General features: G+C 61.8%; 37 protein-coding genes and 1 tRNA gene. 35 read left to right on the forward strand and 3 right to left on the reverse strand.

All coding sequences use genetic code 11. The features are described 5' to 3' along the window. The 3 genes from ACI48D_RS10310 to ACI48D_RS10320 form a co-directional block, all read left to right on the forward strand. A partial coding sequence (locus tag ACI48D_RS10310; protein ID WP_435571136.1) for an EF-Tu/IF-2/RF-3 family GTPase occupies positions 1-497 on the forward strand: 497 nt, incomplete at its 5' end. 189 nt (positions 498-686) lie between these two features. After that, positions 687-998: a 30S ribosomal protein S10 gene (gene rpsJ / locus ACI48D_RS10315; RefSeq protein ID WP_047826129.1), complete on the forward strand. Its 312-nt coding sequence runs from the start codon at positions 687-689 to the stop codon at positions 996-998. Between the two features lie 270 nt (positions 999-1,268). Then, entirely contained in the window at positions 1,269-2,270 is a 1,002-nt protein-coding gene (locus ACI48D_RS10320; RefSeq protein WP_435571137.1) for a LacI family DNA-binding transcriptional regulator, read from the forward strand. Positions 2,271-2,274: 4 nt separating this feature from the next. Here the strand turns inward: ACI48D_RS10320 and ACI48D_RS10325 are convergent, their stop codons facing one another. Together ACI48D_RS10325 and ACI48D_RS10330 are read right to left on the reverse strand one after the other, a co-directional pair. Next, entirely contained in the window at positions 2,275-3,390 is a 1,116-nt protein-coding gene (locus ACI48D_RS10325; protein ID WP_435571138.1) for a mechanosensitive ion channel family protein, read from the reverse strand. 34 nt (positions 3,391-3,424) lie between these two features. Further along, positions 3,425-3,616 (reverse strand): hypothetical protein, encoded by a 192-nt coding sequence (locus tag ACI48D_RS10330; protein ID WP_435571139.1) that lies wholly within the window; start codon positions 3,614-3,616, stop codon positions 3,425-3,427. Positions 3,617-3,704: 88 nt separating this feature from the next. Between ACI48D_RS10330 and ACI48D_RS10335 the strand changes: the two genes are divergently transcribed. From ACI48D_RS10335 to dsbD, 30 genes are all read left to right on the forward strand, one after another. Then, positions 3,705-3,781: transfer RNA gene (locus ACI48D_RS10335), tRNA-Val, on the forward strand. A gap of 276 nt (positions 3,782-4,057) precedes the next feature. Beyond that, positions 4,058-4,714: a 50S ribosomal protein L3 gene (gene rplC / locus ACI48D_RS10340; protein WP_379771846.1), complete on the forward strand. Its 657-nt coding sequence runs from the start codon at positions 4,058-4,060 to the stop codon at positions 4,712-4,714. Between the two features lie 3 nt (positions 4,715-4,717). Further along, positions 4,718-5,338: a 50S ribosomal protein L4 gene (gene rplD / locus ACI48D_RS10345; RefSeq protein WP_435571140.1), complete on the forward strand. Its 621-nt coding sequence runs from the start codon at positions 4,718-4,720 to the stop codon at positions 5,336-5,338. Continuing rightward, positions 5,335-5,652: a 50S ribosomal protein L23 gene (rplW, locus tag ACI48D_RS10350; protein WP_435571141.1), complete on the forward strand. Its 318-nt coding sequence runs from the start codon at positions 5,335-5,337 to the stop codon at positions 5,650-5,652. The genes rplD and rplW overlap by 4 nt, the downstream gene beginning before the upstream one ends. Then, positions 5,652-6,482, forward strand: a complete 831-nt coding sequence (gene rplB, locus ACI48D_RS10355) for a 50S ribosomal protein L2 (protein ID WP_435571142.1) — start codon at positions 5,652-5,654, stop codon at positions 6,480-6,482. Before rplW ends, rplB begins: the two co-directional genes overlap by 1 nt. A 10-nt stretch (positions 6,483-6,492) precedes the next feature. After that, positions 6,493-6,768 (forward strand): 30S ribosomal protein S19, encoded by a 276-nt coding sequence (rpsS, locus tag ACI48D_RS10360; RefSeq protein ID WP_078034747.1) that lies wholly within the window; start codon positions 6,493-6,495, stop codon positions 6,766-6,768. After that, positions 6,765-7,097 carry a 50S ribosomal protein L22 gene (gene rplV / locus ACI48D_RS10365; RefSeq protein ID WP_171085678.1) on the forward strand — a complete coding sequence of 111 codons (333 nt, stop codon included), beginning with the start codon at positions 6,765-6,767 and terminating at the stop codon, positions 7,095-7,097. The genes rpsS and rplV overlap by 4 nt, the downstream gene beginning before the upstream one ends. Before the next feature lie 11 nt (positions 7,098-7,108). Continuing rightward, complete coding sequence (gene rpsC / locus ACI48D_RS10370) at positions 7,109-7,903, forward strand: 30S ribosomal protein S3 (RefSeq protein WP_435571143.1); 795 nt, start codon at positions 7,109-7,111, stop codon at positions 7,901-7,903. Between the two features lie 2 nt (positions 7,904-7,905). After that, a complete protein-coding gene (rplP, locus tag ACI48D_RS10375; RefSeq protein WP_005663456.1) occupies positions 7,906-8,325 on the forward strand; it encodes a 50S ribosomal protein L16 in 420 nt (139 codons plus the stop codon). Between the two features lie 12 nt (positions 8,326-8,337). Then, on the forward strand, positions 8,338-8,529 hold the full coding sequence (rpmC, locus tag ACI48D_RS10380; RefSeq protein WP_056449176.1) for a 50S ribosomal protein L29: 192 nt from the start codon (positions 8,338-8,340) through the stop codon (positions 8,527-8,529). Then, positions 8,526-8,798, forward strand: a complete 273-nt coding sequence (gene rpsQ / locus ACI48D_RS10385) for a 30S ribosomal protein S17 (protein ID WP_435571144.1) — start codon at positions 8,526-8,528, stop codon at positions 8,796-8,798. Before rpmC ends, rpsQ begins: the two co-directional genes overlap by 4 nt. Before the next feature lie 233 nt (positions 8,799-9,031). Beyond that, the gene (gene rplN, locus ACI48D_RS10390; protein WP_036172202.1) at positions 9,032-9,400 is read left to right on the forward strand and encodes a 50S ribosomal protein L14; all 369 of its coding nucleotides are present in this window, start codon (positions 9,032-9,034) and stop codon (positions 9,398-9,400) included. Positions 9,401-9,410: 10 nt separating this feature from the next. Continuing rightward, positions 9,411-9,725, forward strand: a complete 315-nt coding sequence (gene rplX / locus ACI48D_RS10395; RefSeq protein ID WP_435571145.1) for a 50S ribosomal protein L24 — start codon at positions 9,411-9,413, stop codon at positions 9,723-9,725. A gap of 6 nt (positions 9,726-9,731) precedes the next feature. Next, positions 9,732-10,271: a 50S ribosomal protein L5 gene (rplE, locus tag ACI48D_RS10400; RefSeq protein WP_435571146.1), complete on the forward strand. Its 540-nt coding sequence runs from the start codon at positions 9,732-9,734 to the stop codon at positions 10,269-10,271. A gap of 4 nt (positions 10,272-10,275) precedes the next feature. After that, on the forward strand, positions 10,276-10,581 hold the full coding sequence (rpsN, locus tag ACI48D_RS10405) for a 30S ribosomal protein S14 (RefSeq protein ID WP_435571147.1): 306 nt from the start codon (positions 10,276-10,278) through the stop codon (positions 10,579-10,581). A gap of 14 nt (positions 10,582-10,595) precedes the next feature. After that, the gene (rpsH, locus tag ACI48D_RS10410; protein ID WP_230023611.1) at positions 10,596-10,991 is read left to right on the forward strand and encodes a 30S ribosomal protein S8; all 396 of its coding nucleotides are present in this window, start codon (positions 10,596-10,598) and stop codon (positions 10,989-10,991) included. Positions 10,992-11,001: 10 nt separating this feature from the next. Then, positions 11,002-11,535: a 50S ribosomal protein L6 gene (gene rplF / locus ACI48D_RS10415; RefSeq protein WP_435571148.1), complete on the forward strand. Its 534-nt coding sequence runs from the start codon at positions 11,002-11,004 to the stop codon at positions 11,533-11,535. A 12-nt stretch (positions 11,536-11,547) separates the two neighbouring features. Further along, positions 11,548-11,910, forward strand: coding sequence for a 50S ribosomal protein L18 (gene rplR, locus ACI48D_RS10420; protein WP_435571149.1), 363 nt, complete (start codon positions 11,548-11,550; stop codon positions 11,908-11,910). A 12-nt stretch (positions 11,911-11,922) separates the two neighbouring features. After that, the gene (gene rpsE, locus ACI48D_RS10425) at positions 11,923-12,441 is read left to right on the forward strand and encodes a 30S ribosomal protein S5 (protein ID WP_047826112.1); all 519 of its coding nucleotides are present in this window, start codon (positions 11,923-11,925) and stop codon (positions 12,439-12,441) included. Positions 12,442-12,452: 11 nt separating this feature from the next. Beyond that, complete coding sequence (gene rpmD / locus ACI48D_RS10430) at positions 12,453-12,632, forward strand: 50S ribosomal protein L30 (protein WP_230023643.1); 180 nt, start codon at positions 12,453-12,455, stop codon at positions 12,630-12,632. Between the two features lie 27 nt (positions 12,633-12,659). Continuing rightward, positions 12,660-13,091 carry a 50S ribosomal protein L15 gene (rplO, locus tag ACI48D_RS10435; protein WP_047826111.1) on the forward strand — a complete coding sequence of 144 codons (432 nt, stop codon included), beginning with the start codon at positions 12,660-12,662 and terminating at the stop codon, positions 13,089-13,091. 29 nt (positions 13,092-13,120) lie between these two features. Beyond that, positions 13,121-14,455 carry a preprotein translocase subunit SecY gene (gene secY / locus ACI48D_RS10440; RefSeq protein ID WP_435571150.1) on the forward strand — a complete coding sequence of 445 codons (1,335 nt, stop codon included), beginning with the start codon at positions 13,121-13,123 and terminating at the stop codon, positions 14,453-14,455. A gap of 34 nt (positions 14,456-14,489) precedes the next feature. Next, positions 14,490-14,708 carry a translation initiation factor IF-1 gene (infA, locus tag ACI48D_RS10445; protein ID WP_005663428.1) on the forward strand — a complete coding sequence of 73 codons (219 nt, stop codon included), beginning with the start codon at positions 14,490-14,492 and terminating at the stop codon, positions 14,706-14,708. 33 nt (positions 14,709-14,741) lie between these two features. After that, positions 14,742-14,855, forward strand: a complete 114-nt coding sequence (rpmJ, locus tag ACI48D_RS10450; RefSeq protein ID WP_005663407.1) for a 50S ribosomal protein L36 — start codon at positions 14,742-14,744, stop codon at positions 14,853-14,855. A 15-nt stretch (positions 14,856-14,870) separates the two neighbouring features. After that, positions 14,871-15,236, forward strand: coding sequence for a 30S ribosomal protein S13 (rpsM, locus tag ACI48D_RS10455; protein WP_047826109.1), 366 nt, complete (start codon positions 14,871-14,873; stop codon positions 15,234-15,236). Between the two features lie 14 nt (positions 15,237-15,250). Next, positions 15,251-15,655 carry a 30S ribosomal protein S11 gene (gene rpsK, locus ACI48D_RS10460; RefSeq protein ID WP_036172227.1) on the forward strand — a complete coding sequence of 135 codons (405 nt, stop codon included), beginning with the start codon at positions 15,251-15,253 and terminating at the stop codon, positions 15,653-15,655. A 242-nt stretch (positions 15,656-15,897) separates the two neighbouring features. Continuing rightward, on the forward strand, positions 15,898-16,521 hold the full coding sequence (gene rpsD / locus ACI48D_RS10465) for a 30S ribosomal protein S4 (protein WP_435571151.1): 624 nt from the start codon (positions 15,898-15,900) through the stop codon (positions 16,519-16,521). A gap of 246 nt (positions 16,522-16,767) precedes the next feature. After that, positions 16,768-17,745, forward strand: a complete 978-nt coding sequence (locus tag ACI48D_RS10470; protein WP_435571152.1) for a DNA-directed RNA polymerase subunit alpha — start codon at positions 16,768-16,770, stop codon at positions 17,743-17,745. A gap of 120 nt (positions 17,746-17,865) precedes the next feature. Next, positions 17,866-18,261 carry a 50S ribosomal protein L17 gene (gene rplQ, locus ACI48D_RS10475; RefSeq protein ID WP_047826107.1) on the forward strand — a complete coding sequence of 132 codons (396 nt, stop codon included), beginning with the start codon at positions 17,866-17,868 and terminating at the stop codon, positions 18,259-18,261. Between the two features lie 122 nt (positions 18,262-18,383). Continuing rightward, positions 18,384-20,297: a protein-disulfide reductase DsbD gene (gene dsbD, locus ACI48D_RS10480; RefSeq protein ID WP_435571153.1), complete on the forward strand. Its 1,914-nt coding sequence runs from the start codon at positions 18,384-18,386 to the stop codon at positions 20,295-20,297. Positions 20,298-20,345: 48 nt separating this feature from the next. Here dsbD and ACI48D_RS10485 read toward each other — a convergent pair whose 3' ends face one another. Further along, complete coding sequence (locus ACI48D_RS10485; protein WP_435571154.1) at positions 20,346-20,891, reverse strand: Spy/CpxP family protein refolding chaperone; 546 nt, start codon at positions 20,889-20,891, stop codon at positions 20,346-20,348. A gap of 182 nt (positions 20,892-21,073) precedes the next feature. On the opposite strand from ACI48D_RS10485, the gene ACI48D_RS10490 reads away from it, so the two are divergent. Continuing rightward, complete coding sequence (locus tag ACI48D_RS10490) at positions 21,074-21,802, forward strand: response regulator (protein ID WP_435571155.1); 729 nt, start codon at positions 21,074-21,076, stop codon at positions 21,800-21,802. After that, the gene (locus ACI48D_RS10495; protein WP_435571156.1) at positions 21,799-23,181 is read left to right on the forward strand and encodes an ATP-binding protein; all 1,383 of its coding nucleotides are present in this window, start codon (positions 21,799-21,801) and stop codon (positions 23,179-23,181) included. The genes ACI48D_RS10490 and ACI48D_RS10495 overlap by 4 nt, the downstream gene beginning before the upstream one ends. Positions 23,182-23,212 lie beyond the last annotated feature (31 nt).

A 23,212-nucleotide genomic window follows, 5' to 3' on the forward strand; every position in this document is an offset into this window, starting at 1 on the left:
GTCGTGTCGAGCGCGGCGTCATCAAGGTCGGCGAAGAGATCGAAATCGTCGGTATCGTCGACACCGTGAAGACCACCTGCACCGGCGTGGAAATGTTCCGCAAGCTGCTGGACCAGGGTCAAGCTGGCGACAACGTCGGCCTGCTGCTGCGCGGTACCAAGCGTGAAGACGTCCAGCGTGGCCAAGTGCTGGCCAAGCCGGGCTCGATCAAGCCGCACAACCACTTCACCGGCGAGATCTACGTGCTGTCGAAAGACGAAGGCGGTCGTCACACCCCGTTCTTCAACAACTACCGTCCGCAGTTCTACTTCCGTACCACCGACGTGACTGGCTCGATCGAGCTGCCGGCCGACAAAGAAATGGTGATGCCGGGCGATAACGTGTCGATCACCGTCAAGCTGATCGCTCCGATCGCGATGGAAGAAGGTCTGCGCTTCGCAATCCGCGAAGGCGGCCGTACCGTCGGCGCCGGCGTGGTTGCCAAGATCATCGCCTAATTTCGATGAGTCGATTCGCCGGCGGTGCGTACCGCCGGCACAACGGATGGGGACAGACTTCTCTGGCTGTCCCCATCCGTTTGAGCGGGAACGGTGATATACTCCCGCCTCTTGAGCAGTACCGAAGTACCCGAAGCACCTTTTACACATTGCCGGCGCAAGCCGGAACGTTCTTTTAAAGGAAATAGCATGTCCAATCAGAAAATCCGCATCCGCCTGAAAGCGTTTGACTACAAACTGATCGACCAGTCCGCCCTGGAAATCGTCGACACCGCCAAGCGCACCGGCGCCGTCGTCAAGGGCCCGGTCCCGCTGCCGACCCGCATCCAGCGTTTCGACGTGCTGCGTTCCCCGCACGTGAACAAGACCTCGCGCGACCAGTTCGAAATCCGTACGCACCAGCGTCTGATGGACATCGTGGACCCGACCGACAAGACCGTTGACGCACTGATGAAGCTGGACCTGCCGGCTGGCGTCGACGTCGAAATCAAGCTGCAGTAATTCGGTTTTAGCCTGGCGGACTCCGATCCGCCGGCGAACACGGGGCTGGCACCGCTTTGCGGGCCGGCCCCGTTTCTTTTTGTACCGGCAATGACGTGCGCGCTGCTCCTCTTGATAAGCCGAATCCCGTCCTGATCTCAAGACAAACAGCCGGGTGCGTCTGATCCACTTCGGCGTCGAGCGTGTTCCCGCTCGCCCCGCGCTGCTCGGTAAATATGTGTTGTAACTTTTGAAACATATCGGCGATAATCGCGCTTCAAGGGGAACGCGATGGCGACAATGAAGCAGGTGGCGGAACGGGCCGGAGTTTCGATCTCGACCGTCTCGCACGTGATCAACAATACGCGCACCGTCAGCGATGACGTGCGCCGCCGGGTGCTGGGCATCATCGACGAGATGCGCTACGTGCCCAGCGCCGTCGCCCGCAGCCTCAAGAACGACAAGACCAACACCATCGGCGTGCTGGTGCCGAACAATTCGAATCCTTATTTTGCCGAGCTGATCCGCTGGATCGAGGATGCGGCCTTCGAGTCGGGCTACCATATCATCCTCTGCAATGCCCACGGCGACGCCCATAAGCAGAACGTCTACCTGCGCCTGCTGATGGAAAGGCGCATCGATGGCCTGGTCCTGGTCGCCAGCGGCGCCGACGACGAGCACCACCTGCTGCTGAGCAACGATTCCGTGCCCATCATCCAGATCGAGCGCGCCCTGCCGGGCCTGGATGCGGACCTGGTCCTGACCGGGCAGGAGGAGGGCGCCTACCAGGCCACGCGCCACCTGATCGACCTTGGCCACCGCGCCATCGCCTGCGTGTCCGGACCTGCCGACCTGCCGCGCAGCCGCGAGCGGGTCGGCGGCTTCCTGCGCGCCATGCACGACGCCGGGATCGCCGTGCAGGATGGCGATATCGTCCACGTGGAATTCACCAGCGCCGGCGGCCACGCCGCCTTCGCCGGCCTGCTGGCGCGGCCGCGCCGCCCGACCGCCGTGTTCGTCACCAGCGACCTGATGGCGATCGGCGGCCTGTGCGCCGCCAGCGGCGCCGGCGTGCGCATCCCCGGCGAACTGTCGGTGGTCGGCTATGACGATATCTGCGCGGCCAGCTATGCGGCGCCGCCGCTGACCACGATCGCCCCGCCCAAGCGCGAGATGGCGCGGCAGGCGATCGGCCGGCTGATCGAGCGCATCCGTGGCGTGCACGAGCCGCTGCGCAAGATTGCGCTGGCCAGCTCGCTGGTGGTGCGCGCCTCCACCGCGCGCGTGGCCTGAGCGCTCAGCCGGCCGCCGGCGGCAGCGGCACCGGGCCGCGTTCCACCGGCACCACGCCCGCGCGTTCCTGCGCCGCAAGGTCGCGCGCATCGTGCACGTGCAGGGTCTGGGTCGGGAACGCCAGCTCGATGCCTTGCTCGGCGAAGCGGTCCAGCAGCTGCAGGTAGATCTCCTGCTGGATGTCCATGAAGCGCAGGTAATCCGGCGTCTCGACCCAGTACACGACCTCGAAGTTGTACGACGACGGCCCGATCCCGCTGAAATGCGCGCGGTCGAAGCTGACCGGTTCGCGCGCCTTGACGAGTTCGGTCAGCAGCGGCGGAATCGCACGCAGCTTGTCGGTCGGCGTGTCGTAGGTGACGCTGACGCCGAATACGACCCGGCGCCGGCTCATCCGCGTCATGTTCTGCAGCCGGCTCTTGAGCAGGTCGGCGTTCGAGAACACCAGCTGCTCGCCGCCCAGGCTGCGGATGCGGGTGGTCTTCAGGCCGACGTATTCGATCGTGCCCAGGTATTTGTCGACGATGACGAAGTCGCCGTTCACGAAGGGCTTGTCGAGTACGATGGAGAGCGAGGCGAACAGGTCGCCGAGGATGTTCTGCACCGCCAGCGCCACCGCGATACCGCCGATCCCCAGCGAAGCCACCAGCGTCGTGATGTTCACGCCGAGGTTATCCAGGATCATCAGCAGAATCACGATCCACAGCACCATGCGCGCGATAAAGCCGACCGCCGCGGCCGAGGTCGCGCGCGCCGGATCGGTGGTGGTGTTGCCGTAGTACTCGGCCAGCCAGGCGCGCAGCGCGGTATTGCCCCAGATCGCGGCCTGGATCAGGCCGGTCACGATGGCGAAGCGCGTGGCGAACAGTTTGACCGATACCGGCAGCGCCAGCACCGTGCTGCCCGCGTACAGGCCCATGACCGCGATCGCCAGCGTCCTGGTGCCCTGCAGCGCGGCCACGGCAATGTCGTCGAGCTTGGTGTCGGTGCGCGCCGCGATGATGCCCAGCCGGTGCACCACCACGGTTTTCACCAGATGCAGCGCGAGCGCCACGCCGGCCGCGATGCCCAGCGCGGTCAGCCAGGTCAGTACCGTGTTATTCAGGAAGATCACATCCATGCAGCATTCCTTTCCAGATCGATGAGCAGCATTGTCAAGCCGCCTGTGCGAAGCGAGCACAGTCGTGGAGGGCGCGCTCGACCGCGGCCAGGAAGTCCGCGCCCCAGCGTGTCACGTCGTGCTCGGCGACGATGGCCGCCGGGCGCTCCGTGCGATAGGCGGCCTCGTCCTGCCGCATTGTAATGGCGTGGTACAGCGTGCTCGTCATCGAATGCGTATAACCCATGTCACGATAGCATCATGTCGTCCGCATAAAAGATTTCACGGATGGGTATTGCGCTTTCCTAAAAGACGCCCTTATAATGCGGCTCCCCGGGCGGTTAGTTCAGCTGGTTAGAATACTTGGTCGACATCCAAGGGGTCGCAGGTTCGAATCCTGCACCGCCCACCAGACTTCCAGATCGCAGGATTGCTTTTATGGCAGGCTCCTGTAGAGAAAAGGCGCAGCGGTGTGCCTTTTCTGTGCTGACCGCCAAGGTCAGATTCCTCTCTACTCCATGACCACTGCGTAAATCGCAACGGGCTGCGTCATCTCCGCATTCTCCTGTTGCGCCTACTCGAGGCGCGCGCTATACTAGCCGGCTTCGGTATGGGCTAGTCTTTTTTTGCCCATGCGTTTTTGTAGTTCAATTAGCCCCGCCCAATCGTAGGTGGGAATGGAGAAAAAATGAGCCTGGGCCTCCTCGGTCGCAAGGTTGGCATGATGCGCATCTTCACGGATGATGGGGATTCGATTCCTGTCACCGTGCTGGACGTGTCGAACAACCGTGTTGCGCAAGTAAAAACTCCTGAAACTGACGGTTACTCCGCTGTTCAGGTCGTATTTGGTCAACGTCGCGCCTCGCGCGTGAACAAGGCCAGTGCGGGTCACTACGCCAAAGCTGGCGTCGAAGCCGGTACGCTGCTGAAGGAATTCCGCATCGAAGCCGCACAAGCCGCTGAATTCAAAGCAGGCGACGCAGTCAATGTGTCGCTGTTCGAAGTCGGCCAGAAGATCGACGTGCAAGGCACCTCGATCGGTAAAGGCTACGCCGGTACCATCAAGCGTCACAACTTTGCTTCGGGTCGTCAAACCCACGGTAACTCGCGTTCGCACAACGTTCCTGGCTCCATCGGTATGGCGCAGGATCCGGGCCGCGTGTTCCCTGGTAAGCGCATGACCGGTCACATGGGTGATGTCACTGTCACCACCCAGAACCTGGAAATCGCCCGTATCGACGCCGATCGTCAACTGCTGCTGGTCAAGGGTGCCGTTCCTGGCGCCAAGAACGGCCAAGTGGTTGTCAAGCCGGCCGTCAAGGTCAAAGCAAAGAAAGGAGCGTAAACGATGGAACTGAAGCTCCTGAACGAGCAAGGCCAAGCCGGCTCGAACGTTAACGCTACCGATGAAGTCTTCGGTCGCGATTACAACGAAGCACTGATCCACCAGATCGTGGTCGCCTATGCCGCCAACGCGCGCAGCGGTAACCGCAAGCAGAAGGATCGTGAAGAAGTCAGCCACACCACCAAGAAGCCTTGGCGCCAGAAAGGCACCGGCCGCGCCCGTGCCGGTATGTCGTCGTCGCCGCTGTGGCGTGGTGGTGGTCGCATCTTCCCGAACTCGCCTGACGAGAACTTCTCGCACAAGGTCAACAAGAAGATGTATCGCGCCGGTATGTGCTCGATCCTGTCGCAGCTGGCCCGCGAAGAGCGTCTGAGCGTCGTCGAGAACCTGACCATCGAAGCTCCGAAGACCAAGCTGCTGTCGCAAAAGCTGCAGAGCATGGGCCTGGAATCGGTCCTGGTGATCACCGACACCATCGACGAAAACCTGCTGCTGGCATCGCGCAACCTGCCGAACGTGCTGGTTGTCGAGCCGAAGCATGCTGACCCGATGTCGCTGGTGTTCTACAAGAAAGTCCTGGTCACCAAAGCTGCGCTGGCCAAGATCGAGGAGATGTACGCATGAGCGCCGCAATCAAATTCAGCGAAGAGCGCCTGATGAAGGTGCTGCTGGCTCCGGTCATTTCCGAAAAGGCGACCTTCGTCGCTGAAAAGAACGAACAGATCGTGTTCAAGGTTCTGCCGGATGCGACCAAGCCGGAAATCAAGGCCGCCGTCGAACTGCTGTTCAAGGTGGAAGTCGAGTCGGTCCAGACCGTCAACCGCGAAGGCAAGCAAAAGCGTTCGGGTCGTTTCGTCGGTCGCCGCAACCACACCAAGCGTGCTTTCGTGTGCCTGAAGCCGGGCCAGGAAATCAATTTTGTCGAGGAGGCTAAATAATGGCACTCGTTAAGATGAAGCCAACCTCCCCAGGCCGCCGCGGCATGGTGAAGGTTGTGAACGCCGACCTGTACAAAGGTCGCCCGTTCGCAGCCCTGGTTGAGAAGAAATCGAAGACCGCTGGCCGTAACAACAACGGCCACATCACGACCCGTCACATCGGCGGCGGTCACAAGCAACACTACCGTATCGTTGACTTCAAGCGTAACGACAAGGACGGCATCCCGGCAAAGGTCGAGCGTATCGAATACGACCCGAACCGTACCGCCCACATCGCGCTGCTGTGCTACGCCGACGGCGCCCGTGCCTACATCATCGCTCCGAAGGGCGTTGCTGTCGGTGACACCGTCATGAACGGCGCGGAAGCCCCGATCAAGGCCGGTAACTGCCTGCCGATCCGCAACATCCCGGTTGGTACCGTGATGCACTGCGTCGAAATGCTGCCGGGTAAGGGTGCTCAGATGGCCCGTACCGCCGGCGCCGGCGTCGTGCTGATGGCACGTGAAGGCACCTACGCCCAGGTTCGCCTGCGTTCGGGTGAAGTCCGCCGCGTGCACATCGAGTGCCGTGCCACCGTGGGTGAAGTCGGCAATGCCGAGCACAGCCTGCGCAAGATCGGTAAAGCCGGTGCGATGCGTTGGCGCGGTGTCCGCCCGACCGTCCGCGGTGTCGTCATGAACCCGATCGACCACCCGCACGGTGGTGGTGAAGGTCGTACGGCAGCCGGTCGTCATCCGGTGTCGCCATGGGGCCAGCAGACCAAGGGCAAGAAGACGCGTTCGAACAAGCGCACTTCGTCGATGATCGTCTCGCGCCGCGGCAAGAAATAAGGGATAAAACATGACTCGTTCATTGAAAAAAGGGCCGTTCATCGATGCCCACCTGGTGAAGAAAGTCGAAGCCGCGCAAGCGACCAAAGACAAGAAGCCAGTCAAAACCTGGTCGCGCCGCTCGACGATCACTCCGGACTTCATCGGTCTGACCATCGCCGTCCACAACGGCAAGGTGCACGTGCCGGTGTATGTGTCTGAGAACATGGTGGGTCACAAGCTGGGCGAATTCGCCCTGACCCGTACGTTCAAGGGCCATGCCGCTGACAAGAAGGCGAAGAAATAATGGAAACTAAAGCTATCCTCAAAGGCGTGCGCCTGTCGGAGCAGAAGGGCCGCCTGGTTGCGGACCTGATCCGCGGCAAGAAGGTCGACGCCGCGCTGAACATCCTGCAGTTCAGCCCGAAGAAAGGCGCCACCATCATCAAGAAAGTGCTGGAGTCCGCAATCGCGAACGCCGAGCACAACGATGGTGCCGACATCGACGAACTGAAGGTCGTTCAGATCTACGTCGAAAAGGGTCCGATCCTGAAGCGCTTTACGGCACGTGCCAAAGGCCGCGGTGATCGCATTTCGAAACAATCCTGTCACATCTACGTGACTGTCGGTAACTAAGGAGTCACACGATGGGACAGAAAATCCACCCGACCGGCTTCCGCCTGTCCGTGACCCGTAACTGGGCCTCGCGCTGGTACGCTGGCAACGGCAACTTCGCCGACATGCTGAAGGAAGACCTGGAAGCCCGCGCTTTCCTGAAGAAGAAGCTGAAGAACGCTTCCGTCGGCCGCATCGTCATCGAGCGTCCGGCCAAGAACGCGCGCTTCACGATCTATTCGTCGCGTCCGGGCGTCGTCATCGGCAAGAAGGGCGAAGACATCGAAGTCCTGAAGACTTCGCTGGCGAAGATCATGGGCGTGCCGGTGCACGTCAATATCGAAGAGATCCGCAAGCCGGAAATCGACTCGCAGCTGATCGCCGACTCGATCGCCCAGCAGCTCGAAAAGCGCATCATGTTCCGTCGCGCAATGAAGCGCGCGATGCAGAACGCCATGCGCCTGGGCGCTGTCGGCATCAAAATCATGTCGTCGGGCCGTCTGAACGGCATCGAGATCGCACGTACCGAATGGTACCGCGAAGGTCGTGTGCCTCTGCACACCCTGCGCGCCGATATCGACTACGGCACCAGCGAAGCCTCGACCACCTACGGCATCATCGGTGTCAAGGTCTGGGTCTACAAGGGCGACCGCTCGCCGACGGGCGAAGCTCCGGTGATCGACGTGCCGGCCGACGAGAAGAAGCCGCGCGGTCCGCGTCGTGACGATGGCAAACCGGCTGGCCGTGGCCGCCCGGGCGCCAAGCCAGGTACCGCACCAGCAGGCCGCCGCGCTGCCAAGCCGGCTGCTGAGAAAGCAGGAGAATAAGCATGCTGCAGCCATCCCGCAGAAAGTATCGTAAAGAGCAGAAAGGCCGTAACACCGGCATTTCGCACACCCGCGGCACCGCTGTGTCGTTCGGTGAGTTCGGCCTGAAGGCCGTTGCCCGTGGCCGTATCACGGCCCGCCAGATCGAAGCGGCACGTCGTGCCATGACCCGTCACATCAAGCGTGGCGGTCGTATCTGGATCCGTATCTTCCCGGACAAGCCGATCTCGAACAAGCCGGCTGAAGTCCGTATGGGTAACGGTAAGGGTAACCCGGAGTACTACGTCGCTGAAATCCAGCCGGGCAAGGTCCTGTATGAGATGGACGGCGTCGCAGAAGAACTGGCGCGCGAAGCATTCCGCCTGGCCGCTGCCAAACTGCCGCTGGCAACCACTTTCGTGGTGCGCCAAGTCGGCCAATAACAGGAGTTAAGAATGAAAGCAACGGAACTCCGCGGCAAAGACCAGGCAGCTCTGCAGCAAGAGCTGAATGAGCTGCTGAAGGCACAGTTCGGCCTGCGCATGCAAATCGCAACGCAGCAGCTGACCAATACTGCTCAGCTCAAGAAGGTGCGCCGCGATATCGCCCGCGTCAAAACCGTGATGACCCAGAAGGAAGCCAAATGAACGACACCACTAAAACGGCGCTGAAGCGTACGCTGGTCGGCAAGGTCGTGTCCGACAAAATGGACAAGACGGTAACCGTGCTGGTCGAGCGTCACGTCAAGCACCCGCTGTACGGCAAGATCATCGTGCGCTCGAACAAGTATCACGCGCACGACGAGACCAACCAGGCCAAGACCGGCGACACGGTCGAGATCTCGGAAGGTCGTCCGATCTCGAAGACGAAGGCGTGGACGCTGACCCGTGTTGTGCAGGTAGCACAGGTTCTCTAAGCCTTAAAATTTGTCTTGCGAGGCCCGCTGGTATCTGAGATACTAGCGGGCTTCGTTCATGTGTTGCCGCAGTGTGTCCCCGCGATTGACTGCGGCCTGCAATGAAGTAATTGGAAAGTCCAATCACCCAAACGTACATGTCCCAGCAGGGGCGGTGCGGCGGGACCAAGACTGACCGCAGGCCTACGGATTTCCGTGGGGTTTCTTCGGCTTAAGTTGGGAAAGAAAATATCATGATTCAAACCGAAAGCCGGCTCGAAGTGGCCGACAATACCGGTGCAAAAGAAGTTCTGTGCATCAAGGTATTGGGCGGCTCCAAGCGCCGTTACGCCAGCATTGGCGACGTGATCAAGGTCACCGTGAAGCAAGCTGCTCCGCGCGGCCGCGTCAAGAAAGGTGAAATCTACAACGCCGTGGTTGTGCGTACCGCCAAGGGCGTGCGCCGTCAGGACGGCTCCCTGGTGAAGTTCGACGGCAACGCCGCCGTCCTGCTGAACGCCAAGCTGGAGCCGATCGGCACCCGTATCTTCGGACCGGTGACGCGCGAACTGCGCACCGAAAAGTTCATGAAGATCGTGTCCCTGGCACCTGAAGTTCTGTAAGGGAGTCGTAATGGATAAGATTCGTAAAAACGACGAAGTCATCGTTCTGGCCGGTAAAGACAAGGGCAAGCGCGGTGTCGTTCAGCAGCGTGTAGATGCTGAGCACGTCATCGTTGAGGGCGTGAACGTGGCCAAGAAGGCCGTCAAGCCGAACCCGATGACCGGCGTAACTGGTGGTATCGTCGACAAGACCATGCCGATTCACGTGTCGAATGTCGCGCTGTTCAACGCAGCGACCGGCAAGGCTGATCGCGTAGGCTTCAAAGATGTGGATGGCAAAAAAGTCCGCGTCTTCAAGTCGAACGGCGAAGCAGTGAAAGGGTAATAAGAAATGGCCCGTCTCCAACAACTGTATAAAGACAAAGTCGTCGCCGAGCTGACCGAGAAATTCGGTTACAAGTCGGTGATGGAAGTGCCGCGCCTGACCAAGATCACCCTGAACATGGGTCTGTCGGAAGCTGTCGCCGACAAGAAGATCATCGAGCACGCCACTGGCGACCTGACCAAGATCGCCGGCCAGAAGCCGGTCGTCACCAAGGCTCGCAAGGCAATCGCAGGTTTCAAGATCCGCGAAGGCTACCCGATCGGCACGATGGTGACCCTGCGCGGTAACCGCATGTACGAATTCCTGGACCGTTTCATCACCGTGGCCCTGCCGCGCGTGCGTGACTTCCGCGGTGTCAATGGTAAATCGTTCGATGGCCGTGGTAACTACAACATCGGCGTCAAAGAGCAGATCATCTTCCCGGAAATCGATTACGACAAGATCGATGCGCTGCGTGGCATGAACATCTCGATCACCACGACCGCTAAGACCGACGAAGAAGCCAAAGCGCTGCTCGCGGCCTTCAAATTCCCGTTCAGGAACTAAGAGCATGGCAAAACTTGCACTGATTAACCGCGAAAAGAAGCGTGCAGACCTGGTGGAGAAATTCGCCCCAAAGCGTGCCGCTCTGAAAGCAATCATCAACGACCAGTCGAAGTCGGAAGAAGAGCAATACGAAGCGCGCCTGAAACTGCAGGCCCTGCCGCGTAACTCGGCGCCGAGCCGCCAGCGTAACCGCTGCGCCATCACCGGCCGTCCGCGTGGCACTTTCCGTAAATTCGGTCTGGCCCGTACCAAACTCCGCGAATTCGCCATGAAAGGCGAAATCCCGGGTATGACCAAAGCTAGCTGGTAATAGGAGAATAAGCAATGAGTATGAGCGATCCTATCGCCGATATGCTGACCCGCATCCGCAACGCACAAGGCGTGCAAAAGACCAACGTGTCGATGCCGTCCTCGAAAGTGAAAGTTGCGATCGCCAACGTCCTGAAGGACGAGGGTTACATCGAAGATTTCGCCGTGTCCACCGAAGGTGGCAAGTCGGAACTGAACATCGGTTTGAAGTATTACGTTGGCCGTCCGGTTATCGAGCGCATCGAGCGCGTTTCCCGTCCTGGCCTGCGCATCTACAAGGGCAAGGATGAAATCCCACAGGTCATGAATGGCCTGGGTGTGGCAATCGTCTCGACCCCGAAGGGTGTGATGACTGACCGCAAAGCACGCGCAACCGGTGTCGGTGGCGAAGTGCTGTGCTACGTGGCTTAAGGAGTAGACGATGTCTCGAGTAGCTAAGATGCCGATCGCCGTTCCGGCCGGCACTGACGTCCAGATCTCCGCTTCGGCGATCACGGTCAAGGGCCCGCTGGGCACCCTGACCCAGCCGCTGAACGGTCTGGTCAAAGTAGAAAACAACAACGGCTCGCTGACCTTCGACGTCGTGAACGATTCCCGCGAATCGAACGCCATGTCGGGTACCCTGCGCGCCCTGGTCAACAACATGGTGACCGGCGTGACCAAGGGCTTCGAGCGCAAGCTCACCCTGGTCGGCGTGGGCTACAAGGCAGCTGTGCAGGGCAACGCCCTGAACCTGTCGCTGGGCTTCTCGCACCCGGTTCTGCACGCGATGCCGGAAGGCGTCACCGCAGCAACCCCGACCCCGACCGAAATCCTGATCAAGGGTATCGATCGTCAACAGGTCGGCCAAGTTGCCGCTGAAGTGCGCGCTTACCGCTCGCCTGAGCCTTATAAGGGCAAGGGTGTCCGTTATGCGGACGAAGTGGTTAAGCTTAAAGAAACCAAGAAGAAATAATCGGAGCTGACGATGGACAAGAAAGAATCGCGTCTGCGTCGCGGACGCCAAACCCGCATCAAGATCGCGCAGCTGGGCGTGAACCGCCTGTCGGTGCATCGCACCAACCTGCACATCTATGCGAACCTGATCAGCCCGGATGCGAAAGTCCTGGTTTCGGCTTCGACGCTGGAAGCAGAAGTGCGCGCCGAGCTGGGCGGCAAGTCGGGTGCTGGCGGCAACGCTGCTGCAGCCGCACTGGTCGGCAAGCGCGTCGCAGAAAAAGCACTGCAAGCAGGGATCACCGAAGTCGCATTCGACCGTTCGGGTTTCCGTTACCACGGCCGTGTGAAGGCGCTGGCAGATGCCGCGCGTGAAGCCGGTCTGAAGTTCTAAGGAAGAATCGTCATGGCAAAAATGCAAGCGAAAATGGCAAGCGACAAGCCGGATGATGGCATGCGCGAGAAAATGATCGCGATCAACCGCGTGACCAAAGTGGTCAAGGGTGGTCGTATCATGGGTTTTGCAGCGCTGACCGTTGTCGGTGACGGCGATGGCCGCATCGGCATGGGCAAAGGCAAGTCGAAGGAAGTTCCGGTCGGCGTGCAAAAAGCGATGGAAGAAGCCCGCCGCAACCTGATCAAGGTGCCCCTCAAGAACGGTACCCTGCAGCACACCGTTACCGGCCGCCATGGCGCCTCGCGCGTCCTGATGGCACCGGCCAAGCCGGGTACCGGCGTGATCGCCGGTGGCGCAATGCGCGCTATCTTCGAGGTGATGGGCGTGACCGACGTGGTCGCCAAGTCGACCGGTTCGTCGAACCCGTACAACCTGGTTCGCGCTACCCTCGACGGTCTGGCGAAGATGAGCACTCCGGCTGACATTGCTGCCAAGCGCGGCAAGTCGGTCGAAGAGATCCTGGGTTAAGGGGAATTACCATGGCAAACACCATTAAAGTCAAGCTGGTCAAAGGCCTGATCGGTACCCGTCAGGATCACCGCGCCACCGTGCGCGGTCTGGGTCTGCGTCGTGTCAACTCGGTTTCCGAGCTGCAGGACACCCCGTCGGTCCGCGGCATGATCAACAAGGTCAACTACCTCGTGAAAATTGTCGACTAAGCCGCGGCTTGGTTAACGGAGAAAACAATGCAACTCAATACCATTCAACCTGCTGACGGCGCCAAGCACGCGAAGCGTCGCGTCGGTCGCGGTATCGGCTCGGGCCTGGGCAAGACTGCCGGCCGCGGTCACAAAGGTCAGAAATCGCGTTCGGGCGGCTTCCACAAAGTCGGTTTCGAAGGTGGTCAGATGCCTCTGCAGCGCCGTCTGCCGAAGCGCGGCTTCAAGTCCCTGAACGCTACGTTCAAGGCTGAAGTTCGTCTGTCGGACCTGAACAACCTGGCCGTCGGCGACGTCGACATCCTGGTGCTCAAGCAAGCCGGCGTGCTGTCGGTCGTCGCTCGCGACGTGCGCGTGATCCTGTCGGGTGAAATCACCAAAGCGGTGAACCTGAAAGGCATCAAAGCCACCGCTGGCGCGAAAGCAGCGATCGAAGCAGCTGGCGGTTCGGTCGCCTAAACGCGGCCGCTGCCTGATCGGAGCAAAAATTGGCGACTAATTCACAACTTGGTAAAAGTGCCGCATCCGGTTTCCCCTGGGGCCGGTTGTGGTTCCTGCTTGGGGCATTGGTCGTGTACCGTATCGGAGCTCACATCCCGGTCCCCGGGATTGACCCGGTCGCCATGGCCCAGCTGTTCAAGCAGAATGAAGGCGGCATCCTTGGCATGTTCAACATGTTCTCGGGCGGCGCCTTGTCCCGCTTTGCCGTGTTCGCGCTCGGTATCACGCCTTATATTTCGGCTTCGATCATCATGCAGCTGGTGTCGATCGTCTCGCCGCAGATGGAGGCACTGAAGAAGGAAGGCGAAGCCGGCCGTCGTAAGATCACCCAGTACACCCGTTACTTCACGGTGGTGCTGGCTCTGTTCCAGGCGTTCGGCATCGCGGTCGCGCTGGAAGCTCAGCAAGGCCTCGTGCTCGATCCGGGCATGGCGTTCCGCCTTGTGACTGTCGTGACCCTGCTGACCGGCACCATGTTCCTCATGTGGCTGGGTGAGCAGATCACGGAACGCGGTCTTGGCAACGGTATCTCGATCATCATTTTTGCCGGTATCGCAGCCGGTCTGCCGAGCGCACTGGGTAATCTGTTCACCCTGGTGTCGCAAGGTTCGATCAGCAGCATTTCCGCAATCTTCATCGTGATCCTGGTGGCCCTGGTGACCTACGCGGTCGTGTTCGTAGAACGCGGCCAGCGCAAGATCCTGGTGAATTACGCGAAACGCCAGGTCGGTAACAAGATCTACGGTGGCCAAACCAGCCACCTGCCGCTGAAGCTGAACATGGCTGGTGTGATCCCGCCGATCTTCGCTTCGTCGATCATCCTGTTCCCGGCCACGATCGTTGACTGGTTCACGCGCGGCAAGGACTCCGCCAGCCCCTTCATCGGGTTCCTGAAGGACCTGGCAGCGTCGCTGGGCGCCGGTCAGCCGATCCATGCGTTGCTGTATGCGGTGGCGATCGTGTTCTTCTGCTTCTTCTATACGGCGCTGGTATTCAACAGCAAGGAGACGGCGGACAACTTGAAGAAGAGCGGCGCTTTCGTTCCGGGCATCCGTCCGGGCGAGCAGACTGCGCGCTACATCGACAAGATCCTGATGCGCCTGACCCTCGCCGGTGCGGTCTACATCACCCTGGTGTGCCTGCTTCCGGAGTTCATGACGTCGTACTGGAAAGTTCCAGTGTATTTCGGCGGCACCTCACTACTGATCGTAGTGGTGGTGACCATGGACTTCATGGCACAGGTACAGAACTACGTCATGTCGCAGCAATACGAGTCGCTGCTGCGCAAGGCGAATTTCAAGGGCGGTATCCCGTCGCGTTGAGCGACGGAGGATACCCAGGAGTGGAATAGACCGAATGGCAAAAGACGACGTCATCCAAATGCAGGGGGAGATTCTCGAGAACCTCCCGAACGCGACCTTTCGCGTAAAGCTGGAAAACGGGCACGTGGTGTTGGGACATATCTCGGGCAAGATGCGCATGAACTACATTCGCATTTTACCTGGCGACAAGGTAACGGTAGAATTGACCCCTTACGACTTGTCCCGGGCCCGCATTGTGTTCCGCACCAAGTAAAAACTGATTTCGAATTGATAAGAGAGTGCAAAAATGAAAGTTAACGCTTCAGTCAAGCGGATCTGCCGCAACTGCAAGATCATCAAGCGCAAGGGCGTGGTCCGTGTGATCTGCGTCGAACCGCGTCACAAGCAGCGTCAAGGTTAATACGAGGAATAACGAATGGCACGTATTGCAGGGGTCAACGTCCCCAATCATCAGCACACCGTCATCGGCCTGACGGCGATCTACGGCATTGGCCGTACCCGTTCGCAGCAGATCTGCGCTGCGACCGGCGTTGCTACCAACAAGAAGGTCAAGGACCTGGACGACAACGAACTGGAAAAGCTGCGCGAGCAGGTTGGCAAGTTCGTGGTCGAAGGCGATCTGCGCCGCGAACTGTCCATGAACATCAAGCGTTTGATGGATCTGGGCTGCTACCGCGGCATGCGTCACCGCAAGGGCCTGCCGGTCCGCGGTCAGCGCACCCGTACCAATGCACGTACCCGCAAGGGCCCGCGCAAGGCCGCTCAATCGCTGAAGAAATAATCTAGGAACCGACCATGGCTAAGCAACAAAGCTCTGCGGCTGCAGCTCGCATCCGTAAGAAAGTCAAAAAGAACGTCGCCGAAGGCATCGCACACGTCCACGCATCGTTCAACAACACCATCATCACGATCACCGATCGCCAGGGCAACGCCCTGTCGTGGGCAACTTCCGGCGGTGCTGGCTTCAAGGGTTCGCGTAAATCGACCCCGTTTGCAGCGCAGGTCGCAGCTGAAGCAGCTGGCAAGGTCGCTCAGGAATACGGCGTGAAGAATCTGGAAGTGCGCATCAAGGGCCCGGGCCCTGGCCGTGAATCGGCTGTGCGCGCGCTGAACAACCTGGGCATCAAGATCACCGAGATCCAGGACGTGACGCCGGTGCCGCACAACGGTTGCCGTCCGCCGAAGCGCCGTCGTATCTAATCGATGGGCGGGCTTGCCCGCCTGTTGTAGGTACACGACGTAATCGTCGTAAAAGAATCGCCGGCGCAGTGAACCCAGAAATGGGTTATACTGCCCGGCTATTGTCGCCCTGGATCGTCATAACACCAGGGTTTTGTAAGCCACGTCCGGTCTCATGCAGAATCGGACTAGCGCCTGTTGCGGACTTGTTATCAAGCGAAACCGCATCCGGGGCGTGATCATTCAAATAAAGGAAGTTTAACGTGGCACGTTATATCGGACCAAAAGCAAAACTGTCGCGCCGTGAAGGCACCGACCTGTTCCTGAAGAGCGCACGTCGCTCGCTCGACTCCAAGTGCAAACTGGACGTCAAGCCTGGCCAACACGGCGTCAAGTCGGGCCAGCGTACCTCGGACTACGGCAACCAGCTGCGTGAAAAGCAGAAGGTCAAGCGCATGTACGGCATCCTCGAGCGCCAGTTCCGCCGCTACTTCGCAGAAGCGTCGCGCCGCAAGGGCAACACCGGCGAAACCCTGCTGAAGCTGCTGGAAGCCCGTCTCGACAACGTCGCTTACCGCATGGGCTTCGGCTCGACCCGCGCCGAAGCGCGCCAGCTGGTCAGCCACAAAGCCTTCACCGTGAACGGCCAGGTCGTGAACATCGCTTCCTACCAGGTCAAGACCGGCGACGTCGTCGCTGTCCGCGAAAAGGCCAAGAAGCAGACCCGTATCGTCGAAGCGCTGTCGCTGGCCGAGCAAGTCGGCATGCCGACCTGGGTCTCGGTCGACTCGAAGAAAATGGAAGGCACCTTCCGCGCCTTCCCGGAGCGTAACGAGATCGCTGCCGACGTCAACGAAGCACTGATCGTCGAGCTGTACTCGCGTTAATTGACAAATCGGGCGGCGCGCCGCCCGATTTGTCATCCCCGCGAAGGCGGGGACCCAAGTTCTGCATGCGTTCACGTAACGCAAGCAAACTTGGGTTCCCGCCTCCGCGGGAACGACGGTGCAAGCGTACCTGTCGAAAACACCGAATTCGTAGCACCGCCTGCCTGTCACCACAGGCGGGCGTTTTCACTGATGCCATCAGCCTTATCGGTGTAACGAGCCGAGGGTATTGATAAAGGACCTTTCATGCAAAACAGTCTGTTGAAACCACGTATTATCGATGTCGAGGCGCTCGGCGCCGGTCACGCCAAAGTCGTGATGGAGCCGTTCGAACGTGGTTATGGCCATACGCTGGGCAACGCGCTGCGTCGCGTGCTGCTGTCGTCGATGATCGGCTACGCGCCGACCGAAGTGACGATCGCCGGCGTCGTGCACGAATACTCGTCGCTGGACGGTGTGCAGGAAGACGTGGTCGACCTGCTGCTGAACCTGAAGGGTGTCGTGTTCAAGGTGCACAACCGTGACTCCGTGACGCTGACCCTGAAGAAGGAAGGCGAAGGCCCCGTCCTGGCATCGGACATCGACCTGCCGCATGATGTCGAACTGATTAACCCGGACCACGTGATCGCTCACCTGACCGCCGGTGGCAAGCTGGACATGCAGATCAAGGTCGAGAAGGGCCGCGGCTATGTGCCGGGCAACGTGCGCCGCCTGTCGGAAGACACCAACAAGACCATCGGCCGCATCATCCTGGACGCTTCGTTCTCGCCGGTGCGCCGCGTGTCGTACGCCGTGGAATCGGCCCGTGTCGAGCAGCGTACCGACCTGGACAAGCTGATCATCAACATCGAGACCAACGGCGTCATCACGCCGGAAGAAGCGATCCGCCAGTCGGCACGCGTGCTGGTTGACCAGCTGAACGTGTTCGCCGCCCTGGAAGGCACCGAAGCCGCCGCCGAAGCGCCGTCGCGCGCTCCGCTGGTCGATCCGATCCTGCTGCGTCCGGTGGACGATCTGGAACTGACCGTCCGTTCGGCAAACTGCCTGAAGGCCGAGAACATCTACTACATCGGCGACCTGATCCAGCGTTCGGAAAACGAACTGCTGAAGACCCCGAACCTGGGTCGCAAGTCGCTGAACGAGATCAAGGAAGTCCTGGCTTCCCGCGGTCTGACCCTTGGCATGAAACTCGAGAACTGGCCGCCGGCTGGTCTGGAAAAGTAATTTGCAGTACCCGCCCGCGCAATTCGGCGCGGGCGTTTATTTAACTTCGAACCGGTCCGCGTTCATGCAATCCGCATGAGCGATCGAAGAACTGGAATATAAAACTCGAAAGGATTTACCATGCGTCACCGTCACGGCCTCCGTAAGCTGAACCGTACTTCGTCCCACCGCCTGGCCATGCTGCGCAACATGACTGTTTCGCTGCTGCGTCACGAAGCGATCAAGACCACCGTCCCGAAAGCCAAGGAACTGCGTAAAGTCGTCGAGCCGATCATCACCCTGGGCAAGAAAGACACCCTGGCCAACAAGCGTCTGGCATTCGCCCGCCTGCGCGACCGTGAAATCGTCCAGAAGCTGTTCGCCGACATCGGCCCGCGCTTCGCGAACCGCAACGGCGGCTACACCCGTATCCTGAAGATGGGCTTCCGCGTTGGCGACAACGCACCGATGGCCTACGTCGAGCTGACCGACCGTCCGGAAGTCGGCGTCGACGAAAACGCACCGACCGCCGAGTAATCGTCAGTCCGCGCCATCAAAGAACCAGGCCTCGTGCCTGGTTTTTTTTCGCCGTGCATCGCTTCGGCACCGGGTGTACCATGCTGCTGGCCTAACCGACACCTGCCCATCACGTGCTATCCATGCTTCGACTCCTGCTTTCCCTGATCGCCTGCACCGTCCTGCTGGCGCCCGCGCGCGCGGACGACGGCTTCCTGCCGCCCGAACAGGCCTTCAAGTTCTCCGCCCGCATGCTCGATCCGCACACGGCCGAAGTCAGCTATGCGATCGCCGACGGCTATTACATGTACCGTGAGCGCTTCAAATTCGCCGCCGCCGGCGCGAAGCTTGGCGAGCCGCAGATCCCGCCCGGCAAGATCAAATTCGACGATACTTTCCAGAAGGAGGTCGAGACTTATCACCACGGTGTCGCGATCCGGATCCCGGTGCAGGGAGAGGGGCCGTTCACGCTCACCGCCAGCGGGCAGGGCTGCGCCGACAAAGGCCTGTGCTACCCGCCGCAGGACGCGACCATTCGCCTGGTCGCCGGCAACGGCGGCGGGGCAGGGCAGTCGCAGCCACAGATGATCCTGCCGTCCGGCCAGTCCGGCACCGGCGCGCTCGGTTCGACCGCGGCCGCCGAGGGCGCGTCCTCATTCACGCTGCCGGGCCAGCCGCTGCCGTCCGCCGCCTCCCAGCCTGCCGTGCCCGCCGCGGAATCCGCTGCCAAGCCAGCGCCGGCGTCCCCGCCCGCCGCCGTGTCCGGCCCCGCAAGCGCGGCCGCGCCCTCCGAACTGTCCGGCATCGCCGCCTTGCTGCAGGGCGGCCGCCTGCTCGCCATCGTTCCCGCCTTCATCCTGCTCGGCCTCGGCCTGGCGTTCACGCCCTGCGTGCTGCCGATGGTGCCGATCCTGTCCTCGATCATCGTCGGCGAAGGCCGGCACGCCGGGCGCACGCGCGGCTTCGTGCTGTCGCTGGCGTATTCGCTCGGCATGGCGATCGTCTACACCCTGCTGGGCGTGGCCGCCGGCCTGCTCGGCGAGGGCCTTGCCGCGGCACTGCAGAACCCATGGGTACTGGGCGCGTTCGCGCTGCTGATCGCGGCGATGTCCTTGTCGATGTTCGGCGTGTTCCAGTTGCAGGTGCCGGCCGCGCTCCAGACCCGCCTGGCCGACGCTTCCGGCCGCCAGGCTTCGGGCAAGCTGGCCGGGGTGTTCGCCATGGGCGCGATCTCGGCCCTGATCGTCGGTCCGTGCGTGGCCGCGCCGCTGGCCGGCGCCCTGGTCTACATCAGCCAGACCCGCGACGTGCTGGTCGGCGGCGCCGCCCTGTTCGCGATGGCGCTAGGGATGAGCATCCCGCTGCTGCTGGTGGGCCTGTCGGCCGGTTCGCTGCTGCCGCGCGCCGGCCTGTGGATGGAGTCGGTAAAACGTTTCTTCGGCGTGCTGATGCTGGCGATGGCGCTGTGGATGGTGGCGCCGGTGCTGCCGGGCCTGGTCCAGATGCTGCTGTGGGCGGCGCTGCTGCTCGGCTATGGTTTCTACCTGCTGCGCGCCACCGGCAAGCCGCGCCACTGGGCCGCCATGGCCCTCGGCACCGGCCTGGCGGTGCTGGGCGCAACCCAGCTCGTGGGCGTCGCCAGCGGCGCGCGCGACCCGCTGGCGCCGCTGGCGCGCTTCACCGGCGGCGCGCCCGCCCAGCCGCTGGCCTTCACGCGCATCAAGACCGTCGAGCAGCTCGACGCCGCGCTGGCCGCCACGAACGGCAAGACCGCCATGCTCGACTTTTATGCCGACTGGTGCGTGTCCTGCAAGGAGATGGAAAAGCTGACCTTCGTCGACCCGGCGGTTAAAGCGCGGCTGGCGAATACGGTGCTGCTGCAGGTGGACGTGACCGCCAACGATGCCGCCGACCGCGCCATGCTGAAGCGCTTCGGGCTGTTCGGGCCGCCGGGGATCATCCTGTTCGACCGGGCAGGGAAGGAGATTCCGGATGGGCGGGTGATTGGCTATCAGGACAGCGGGAAGTTCCTGGCTTCGCTGGCCCGTCTGCAGTAAAGAAAAAAAGGGATGCCGCGGCATCCCTTTTCTACATCAGCGGACCGGTCAGCCGCGCGCGGTATCGCCGCGCTGCTGTCCGCCATTCTGCTGTCCGCCATGCTCGCCATGGCGCCCGAAGCGCGATTGCATCTGCGCCGCCTTTTCGTCGAAGACCTTCTTCTGCTCCGGCGTCAGCACCGAATAAAAGGTGTTCAGGGCGGCCAGGCGCTGCTCCATGAACGCCGTGCGCTGCTTCTGCATCTCGATCATCTTCGCGGCGCGCTGCGGAGCGCTCAGGCCGGCCCAGGCGGCGCGGTCGCCGTGTTCGCCGGCCATGCGCTGCGCCGGCTTCATCGAGGCCACGAAGGCGTTCCAGGCGCTTTCCTGGGCCGGCGTGATCTTCAGTTCGTCGTGCAGTCTGGCGACGCGCTGGGCATGCATCTGCTCGCGCTTGGCCATGAACTCGGCGCGCTTGGCCTGGCGCTCTTCCTTGCTCAGCTGCGCCTTCGGGTGGGTGTCGGGAGCCTGGGCTTGCGCCTGGGCGCCGATCATTGCGCCGCCCAGAGACAGCGCGGCCAGTCCGGTGAGGAGGGTTTTGCGTAAAGTGTTCATCTCTTTTTTTCCTAGTCAGGTTGATGTGGCGGCTGCCACAGTGAGACCATCATCGGTGAAAGATGTAAGCCCAGCGTGTCCGCTGTCTCGCCCTTTGTATCAATTTGTTTCCTTGCACTATCCATATACAAGCCGATACAAAGTCGCTGTTCAGGGGCACGCTAAGTCGGGATAATGATGCCATGGATACTCCATCTACCATCTTGATTGTCGACGACGACCGCGACATCCGCTCGCTCCTGGCCGATTACCTGGAAGCGAACGGCTACCGCGCGCTGGCTGCCGCTGACGGCAATGCGATGTGGAAGGCGCTGGACGAGGCGCGCCCGGACCTGATCGTGCTCGACCTGAACCTGCCCGGCGACGACGGCCTGACCCTGTGCCGCAAGCTGCGCGCGAATTCGACCCTCCCGGTGATCATGCTCACCGCCCGCAACGAGCCGCTCGACCGCATCCTCGGCCTCGAGATGGGCGCCGACGACTACCTGCCGAAGCCGTTCGAGCCGCGCGAACTGCTGGCGCGCATCCGCAGCGTGCTGCGCCGCAGCCACGCGATGCCGCCGAACTCCCAGACCGAGAACGTGCAGCAGATGAAGTTCTCGGGCTGGACCCTGGACCTGACGGCGCGCCACCTGGTCAACCCGCAGGGCGTGGTCATCATGCTGTCGGGCGCCGAGTTCCGCCTGCTGCGGGTGTTCCTCGAGCATCCGAACCGCGTGCTGAACCGCGACCAGCTGCTGAACCTGACCCAGGGCCGCGATGCGGATCCCTTCGACCGCTCGATCGACATCCAGATCAGCCGCCTGCGCCAGAAACTGGGCGAGGACGCGCGCATGCCCCAGATTATCAAGACAGTCCGTAACGGCGGCTACGTGCTGGCCGGCCAGGTGAGCGTGGAGCCCGGCGCGTGAAGGCATTCTTCGGCTCGATGACGGGCCGTGTGTTCATCACCTTGCTGCTGGGCGTACTGCTGACCGCCGCGCTGACCCAGCTGGTGGCGGACGCCGAGCGCGCGCGCGTGATCGACGAGTACCGCGACCAGCATTCGCTGGACCGCGCCGAACAGCTGATCATGGCCACCGAGATCGTCCCCGAATCCGCACGCAGCGCCTACCTGGAGGTGGCGAACCGCCCCGGCATGCGCCTCGAGGCGGCGGGACCGGTTTTGCCGTCCCTGGCGCCGGCGCCGACCGAATTCACCCAGCTGCTGGCGGCGCGCATGAACAAGGCCGCCGACAGCCGGCCCTATCGCATGCAGTCGCTGGCCGCGCGTCCCGCGTCGTGCGCGCTGGCGCGCGAGCAGTCGGTGATGTTCGGCCTGTTGCGCATGAAGTGGCGCGGCACCTGCGAAAGCATCCTGGTCGGCCTGCGCGACGGCACCCCGCTGATCCTGTCGGTCCTGCCCCCGCGCTTTGCCACCTCGCCGGAGCACACCGACTACAGCGGCACGATTTCGCTGTTCCTGCTCAGCATTGGCTTCCTTGCCTACCTGGTGGCGCGCATGACCACCCGTCCGCTCAAGCAGCTGGCCCAGGCCGCGAAGGACCTCGGCAACGACATCAATCATCCGCCGCTGGACCTGACCGGCGCCGACGAGATCCGCCAGGCCAGCGCCGCCTTCAATGCGATGCAGGCGCGGATCCGCCAGTACATCTTCCAGCGCACCCAGATGCTGGCCGCGATCACCCACGACCTGCAGACCCCGCTCACGCGGATGCGCCTGCGCCTGGAGAAGGTCGGTGACGAAGAGCTGCAGCAGCGCCTGATCGGCGACCTCTCGGCGATGCAGGCGATGGTGCGCGAAGGGCTGGACCTGGCGCGCAGCATGGACACCACCGAGACCATGCAGATGCTGGACCTCGATTCGCTGCTGGACTCCGTCTGCGCCGATGCCGCCGACGCCAGCCAGCGCGTCACCCTGGCCGGCACCGCCAACCTGGCGCTGCTGGGTCGCCCGATGGACCTGCGCCGCTGCCTGGTCAACCTGATCGACAACGCGGTCAAGTACGGCCAGTCGGCCCGGGTCACGGTCGACCGCATCAACGGCGCGGCGCGGATCCGCATCCGCGACGCCGGCCCCGGCATCCCGAAAGCCGAGCTGGCGCGCGTGTTCGATCCGTTCTACCGCGTCGAGGGCTCGCGCTCGCGCGAATCGGGCGGCACCGGCCTGGGCCTGACGATCGCCCGCAACATCGCCGAACAGCATGGCGGCAGCATTTCTCTGACCAACCACCCGGAGGGCGGGCTCGAAGTCACGCTCATGTTGCCGGAGTATTACCCAGGGAAGTGATCTCACCGGCATGCCGATGTGCGAAAATCGC

It is taken from the genome of Massilia sp. LXY-6, assembly GCF_051233485.1.
GTDB lineage: Bacteria > Pseudomonadota > Gammaproteobacteria > Burkholderiales > Burkholderiaceae_D > Telluria.